General features: G+C 51.1%; 4 protein-coding genes and 2 pseudogenes. 2 read left to right on the top strand and 4 right to left on the bottom strand.

The annotated features are described in order from the left end of the window. Nucleotides 1–79 precede the first annotated feature (79 nt). The 4 genes and pseudogenes from ACLJXE_RS12655 to ACLJXE_RS12670 all read right to left on the bottom strand — a co-directional run. Nucleotides 80–1795 carry an ABC-F family ATP-binding cassette domain-containing protein gene (locus tag ACLJXE_RS12655; RefSeq protein WP_410751027.1) on the bottom strand — a complete coding sequence of 572 codons (1716 nt, stop codon included), beginning with the start codon at nt 1793–1795 and terminating at the stop codon, nt 80–82. A gap of 308 nt (nt 1796–2103) precedes the next feature. Further along, a complete protein-coding gene (gene maeA, locus ACLJXE_RS12660; RefSeq protein WP_410751028.1) occupies nt 2104–3801 on the bottom strand; it encodes a malate dehydrogenase in 1698 nt (565 codons plus the stop codon). 179 nt (nt 3802–3980) lie between these two features. Continuing rightward, a complete protein-coding gene (gene sra, locus ACLJXE_RS12665) occupies nt 3981–4121 on the bottom strand; it encodes a stationary-phase-induced ribosome-associated protein (protein ID WP_410751029.1) in 141 nt (46 codons plus the stop codon). Between the two features lie 195 nt (nt 4122–4316). Then, nucleotides 4317–4630, bottom strand: a pseudogene (locus ACLJXE_RS12670) (Tn3 family transposase); the annotation flags it as partial. Nucleotides 4631–4769: 139 nt separating this feature from the next. On the opposite strand from ACLJXE_RS12670, the gene ACLJXE_RS12675 reads away from it, so the two are divergent. Together ACLJXE_RS12675 and ACLJXE_RS12680 are read left to right on the top strand one after the other, a co-directional pair. Then, nucleotides 4770–5462 carry a hypothetical protein gene (locus ACLJXE_RS12675; RefSeq protein ID WP_410751030.1) on the top strand — a complete coding sequence of 231 codons (693 nt, stop codon included), beginning with the start codon at nt 4770–4772 and terminating at the stop codon, nt 5460–5462. Nucleotides 5463–5697: 235 nt separating this feature from the next. Continuing rightward, nucleotides 5698–5910, top strand: a pseudogene (locus ACLJXE_RS12680) (type VI secretion system tube protein Hcp); the annotation flags it as partial. Nucleotides 5911–6000: the final 90 nt, after the last annotated feature.

Raw genomic sequence — 6000 nt, forward strand, 5'->3', positions numbered from 1 at the left:
AGCGCCATTTTTTTGCCCAAACGTCGTTCTGCGTCTAAAAAGAGTTGCCGAAAGACGCGAGCTTATCCGGCAATACGGTTTACTCCAGTTGTGAATTCAGACGCTCAATCTCCTTACGCCATTGCGTCTGTAACTGCGGTTTCTGATGCTTGGGTTTGCGTGCGAGGTCGTCGGCCAGCCGCTGCTCCAGCTCAAGAAGTTTCTCCAGTATGTCGTCTCCATTACGCTGGGAATCAGGAACAACCTGTGCCACGGTTTTGGTCGCCGTTAACTCACTGGCGGTATCCTGAATACGCTTGTTGATCGCCTCCAGGTCATGCCATTCGCTAAGCTCACCCTCGTCGATAAACCAGAAGCGGTTACAGCTTTGGCTGATCAGTTGACGGTCGTGACTGACCAGCAGCACGCCGCCGCTGAAACTTTGTAGCGTCTGCGCCAGCGCTTCTTTACCTTCCATATCCAGATGGTTGGTTGGTTCATCGAGCATCAGCAGGCTATAACGCGCAAGCGTCAGCCCAACAAACAGCAGCCGCGAACGTTCACCCCCACTTAAGGTGCTGACCCGTTGCGGGTGGCGGACCCACGGGAAACCTGCGCTTATCAGCGCCATCTTGCGAACATCCGGCTGCGGAGCAAACGGTTCGAGCGCATCAAACAACGTGTCGTCATCTGCGAGCTGGTGTAGCGTCTGATCGTAATACCCCAGTGTGACGCGAGGGTGCAACACCAGTGATGTCGAGGCCATTTGCGTCTGATATTGCTGCCAGATAAGCTTTAACAGCGATGATTTCCCGCAGCCGTTACGCCCGACAATCGCCACGCGATCGCCGCTTTTAATGCGAATACCCGCAATGGAAAACAACGTTGCTGCATCAGGTGCCGGAGAGACTGGCAGATTGGTCATTTCCAGCAGGCGGTCGGCACGCAGGGCATCACCCTGCAATGTTAGTGTCCACTGACTTCCTGCGGTCACTTCCGTCTGAACGTCTTTCAGCCGTAGCACCTGTTTTTCCATCTGCCTGGCTTTGCGGGACAAATCTTCGTTGTCGTAGACCCGTCCCCAGGTAGCCAGACGTTTGGCGCTGGCGGTGACGCGATCGATTTCCTTTTGCTCCGCTTTATGGCGCAGGGCGTCGCTGGCATCTCTGTCCACCAGCGCCTGGCGCGCCGCGCTACAGGGAAGATCAAAAGCGTGCAACGTGCGATCGCGCAAGATCCACGTTCCGTGCGTCACCGCATCCAGCAGCTGCGGGTCGTGAGAAACCACCACGAAGCTGCCAGACCAGTTCTGTAAGAACTGCTCCAGCCACAGCAATGTGGGCAAATCCAGATGGTTTCCCGGCTCATCCAGCAGCAACAGGTCCGGATTGCGCATCAGTGCACGGGCTAACAGCAGGCGCGTGTGCTGCCCGCCGCTCAGGGTCTGTGCAGTGAGGTGAAAATTCTCCGACGTAAAACCCATTTCGGCGAGCAATGCTTCAACCCGCCACTGCTGGCTGGCGCGTTCATGCTCGGGAAGCTGGGCCAGTACCGCCTCCTGCAACGTAAGTGACAGTATATCGTCCGGCAAGTGCTGCTCCACGCGGGCGAGGTGGCAGTGATTCGCCTGCGCAATGGTTCCACTGGTGGGGGGGATTGTGCCATCAAGCAGCTTTAACAGCGTGCTTTTGCCGCAGCCGTTGTAGCCGATAAGTCCGATGCGGTCGCCTTTTTTCAGCGTAAAGGTGAGATCGTCAAACAGCGTGCCGAATGCCGTATCAACGTGTAAGGATTGTGCGGTTAGTAATGTGCTCATTGTTGCTTACTCAAGAGTTACAGGCGCAAAAACGCCTCGTCAAACATCGCTGACGATAACCCGGTAAGCCCGAGAGAAGGGGATTTAGAAGTTAGCTTCGCTCAAGCAGAAGTTATCGCAGCACGATACCGATAACGCTTGAGCACTGGCGATCGCCAAAAGCATGTGAAACGATGAAACGTTCACAGTACAGCATAAGTATCCTCCTTATATTTTTCCGAATGTTAATCGATGGTGAAAGTGTAATCTCAAGTTGCTGAATTGTGCAAGTGTTGAACACCCGGCGGCAGGCGCCGCCGGGTAAATCGTCAGATAGACGTACGACGGTAGTCGCGATATTCTGCCTGCCAGAAATTGTCGTCGATTGCCTGTTGCAGCGCTTCGGCAGACGTTTTCACCGCCACACCTTGCTGCTGGGCCATTTTACCGACGGCAAAGGCAATGGCGCGGGAAACGGTCTGAATATCTTTCAGCTCCGGTAACACCAGCCCTTCGCCGTTGAGTACCAGCGGTGAGTACTGCGCCAGGGTTTCACTTGCTGACATCAGCATCTCATCGGTAATACGTGAAGCGCCTGAGGCAATGACGCCAAGGCCGATACCCGGGAAGATATAGGCGTTGTTACACTGGGCAATGGGGTAGATCTTATCTTTCCACACTACCGGAGAGAACGGGCTACCGGTCGCGACCAGCGCGTTACCTTCGGTCCAGGCAATAATATCCTGCGGCGTCGCTTCCACGCGTGACGTCGGGTTAGACAGCGGCATAACAATCGGGCGCGGACAATGCTTGTGCATCTCACGGATGATTTCTTCGGTAAACAGGCCCGTCTGCCCGGAAACGCCGATCAGGATGTCTGGCTTGACGTTACGAACAACATCCAGCAGTGACAGCACATCTTCCTGCGTATCCCAGTGTTGCAGGTTCTCGCGTTTTTGCACCAGCTTAGTCTGGAAGGAGAGCAGGTTTGGCATTTTATCGGTTAACAGGCCAAAGCGATCGACCATAAACACGCGTTGACGCGCGGCTTCTTCGCTCAATCCTTCACGCTGGATTTGCGCGATGATCTGCTCGGCGATCCCGCAACCTGCAGAACCGGCCCCAAGGAAAACAATGTTCTGTTCGCTCAACTGGCTGCCGGCCGCGCGGCTGGCTGCAATCAGCGTTCCCACTGTGACTGCCGCAGTACCCTGAATATCATCGTTGAATGAGCAAATTTCGTCGCGATAGCGATTCAGCAACGGCATGGCGTTTTTCTGTGCGAAGTCTTCAAACTGCAGCAGCACCTCTGGCCAGCGATGCTTCACGGCCTGGATGAACTCATCGACGAATTCGTAGTATTCATCATCAGTAATGCGCGGGTTACGCCAACCCATATACAGCGGATCGTTCAGCAATTGCTGGTTGTTGGTCCCCACGTCCAGCACCACGGGCAGCGTGTACGCCGGACTAATCCCACCGCAGGCGGTGTACAGAGACAGCTTACCGATCGGGATACCCATGCCGCCGATACCCTGATCGCCAAGACCAAGGATGCGTTCACCGTCGGTGACAACGATGACTTTGATATTGTGGTTCGGGACGTTTTGCAGAATATCGTCCATGTTGTGACGGTTCTGGTACGAGATAAACACGCCGCGTGCACGACGGTAGATCTCGGAAAAACGCTCACAGGCTGCCCCCACCGTTGGGGTGTAGATGACCGGCATCATCTCATCAAGATGATTATGTACCAGTCGGTAGAACAGGGTTTCGTTGGTGTCCTGGATGTTGCGCAGGTAGATATGTTTGTCGATTTCTGTTTTGAATCCCTGATATTGGATCCAGGCACGTTCCGCCTGTTCTTCAATCGACTCGACAACTTCCGGCAGTAACCCCAGCAGGTTGAAGTTACGGCGTTCTTCGATGCTGAAGGCACTCCCTTTGTTCAGAAGAGGAAACTCAAGCAGTACCGGGCCAGCGTAAGGGATGTAAAGGGAACGCAGTTTTTTAGTTTCGTTTTCCATGTCACTCACTCTTTTTTGAATAACCGTCCCTGGCACTCTTTATGATCGTATGTGGCCTGTCCGCCAGGGAAACGGGCGAAGTATAAAGCATTGTGAATGGGTTAAGGGGTTTTATAAGCAAAAACACCACTGCGGTTGCAGTGGTGTTTATCTCGTTAATCCGTATGTCGTGCGGGAAATTACTTGCTGTCAGCGCGGCGCTTTCTTCCGGTAGGATTGTTGACCACGCTGGTTTTGTCGCCTTCGGTCACGGCTTTACGTTGATTGGAGATTTTGTGGTCCAGTCCAAGAATATGACGGGCCTGACGGTTCGATTTCATTCTAACTCCTTAATCCTGTTACTGGTTTCAAGGGTGAGCCCGTATGAGAACGGACGAAATACAACCTGATAGAAAGCCGATGTTTAAAATAACGGCTTTCTGGATGGTCGGTCATTTAATCTGAAAGGTCAATGCTTAAGCGGTAAATGCAGGACTATCTATTAGCGGTTCTACGTCGGAATCACCGAAATTTCATTACCCTAAGTTCAACCCGGCAACCAGCACATCCAAGCTAATAATTTCATTGCTGCTCTGGACGGTATAATGTCCGTTCAGCATAATGTGCGGCCAGGCCCTGGTCAGAGCCTCAATGTCCTTGTCGTTACCCTCTGCTTCCAGTCGTTCAAGTAGTCGTGACAGGAGCGCGGAGCTGTAATAAACGATCGCGTTTGAGATCAAACGCCCGCACTGATTACTGATGTTTGTTTCAATGTCATTTATCCCCCGACTTTGGCGACTACTGCACGTAGCTGGTGATAAGATTCAATCCGGTTCTGGGAGCGGCGGATGCAGGATGCACGGAAGTGGTGAGCATTCCATCAGCGATCTGGCTGAATTATTCTCCGTTTTACGACCAACTGTTTACGGACTCTTCCCCGTGGAAAAAAATGATACACTGGATTTAATAAAAATAAGCAAGGAGCGGTTATGTACAACAACAATGAAGTCATCAGTTACCTACAGGCCAACAAAATTCTTGCACTGAAGCTCGACCACGCATTAACAGGTGTAGGAAACGCTGTATCAAATCAGATTGAAATGATCGGCGCAGGTGCAACGCGTGTGCTGTATTATACATCCTGCTTTACTGATGAATATCAGGACGTATGCCAGAAACAAAAGTCCGAAGATATCCGATTTACTAAAGGCGTTTATCATATTATAAGGCATGGGGATATTGTGTATGACATGCTTAAAATATACTTTGAAGAAGTGTTCCGATACAAAACGTCCAATCAACTGGAGCACATCAAACAACTGTTAATGGCAGTAAATGTTCATATTGCCGCAAGCTCACTCACCAACACAGGATTTGCTTTAGCAACAGCATCATTTGTCGCTACAGGCTTGAATTTAAGTCTTGAACTCAGTGCGCTGGCTGGGCGAAGAGCGGGACAGGTTGTTGGGGGGATTGGCATATATGGTATTGTCCAGAAAGCGGCAGATAGCGCGCATCGTCTTCATATTACTTATCCAGCGTACTACTCAGCGCTATACGCTCAGGAGCTGGAAATGATGTACTTCCTGATAGAGCCATTGTTTGAGCGGGCTGAGGCATTTAAAGCGCAATGGGTATCGGATGGTGAGATTGCAGACATCATTACCAGGATGATTCGATAGTCATGATGAATATTATTAAAAGGTTTTTCAGACGCATATTCAGGTCATTGATATCGATGTACGGCCCTGCCTTACTGACACTTTTATTTGCAGTTGTCCTTTTTCAATTTTTCCCTGACGGTCCAATATGGCCTGTCCCCATATTCTTTGTGTTTTTGATGGTTGTTTTATCTATATACGAAATTGTAAAGCTCAAACGTTAGCATTATCGTGAATTTATTTATAAGGAAATACTATGTCTACACCCGCACATTTATGGCTTGAAGATGAAAATGGTTCGCCGATTGTTGGCAGTTGCCTGATGCCACTTCGCCTGGGTTCTATCGAGTTAAAATCATTCTCTCACGGTGTCACTATTCCGGTTGACCCGAGCTGGGGAAAACTTACAGGTACACGCGTTCACCGCCCTATAACGATAGTGAAAGAATTTGATCAGACAACACCACTTGGACTGACCCCATGACTGTAGACATATCCTGACCTCACGACGAGGCCTGTTCAAAGGCCTCCGGACTGACCCCGCCGAGATGACTGTGGC

Source organism: Citrobacter sp. U14242, assembly GCF_046555775.1.
Lineage (GTDB): Bacteria > Pseudomonadota > Gammaproteobacteria > Enterobacterales > Enterobacteriaceae > Citrobacter.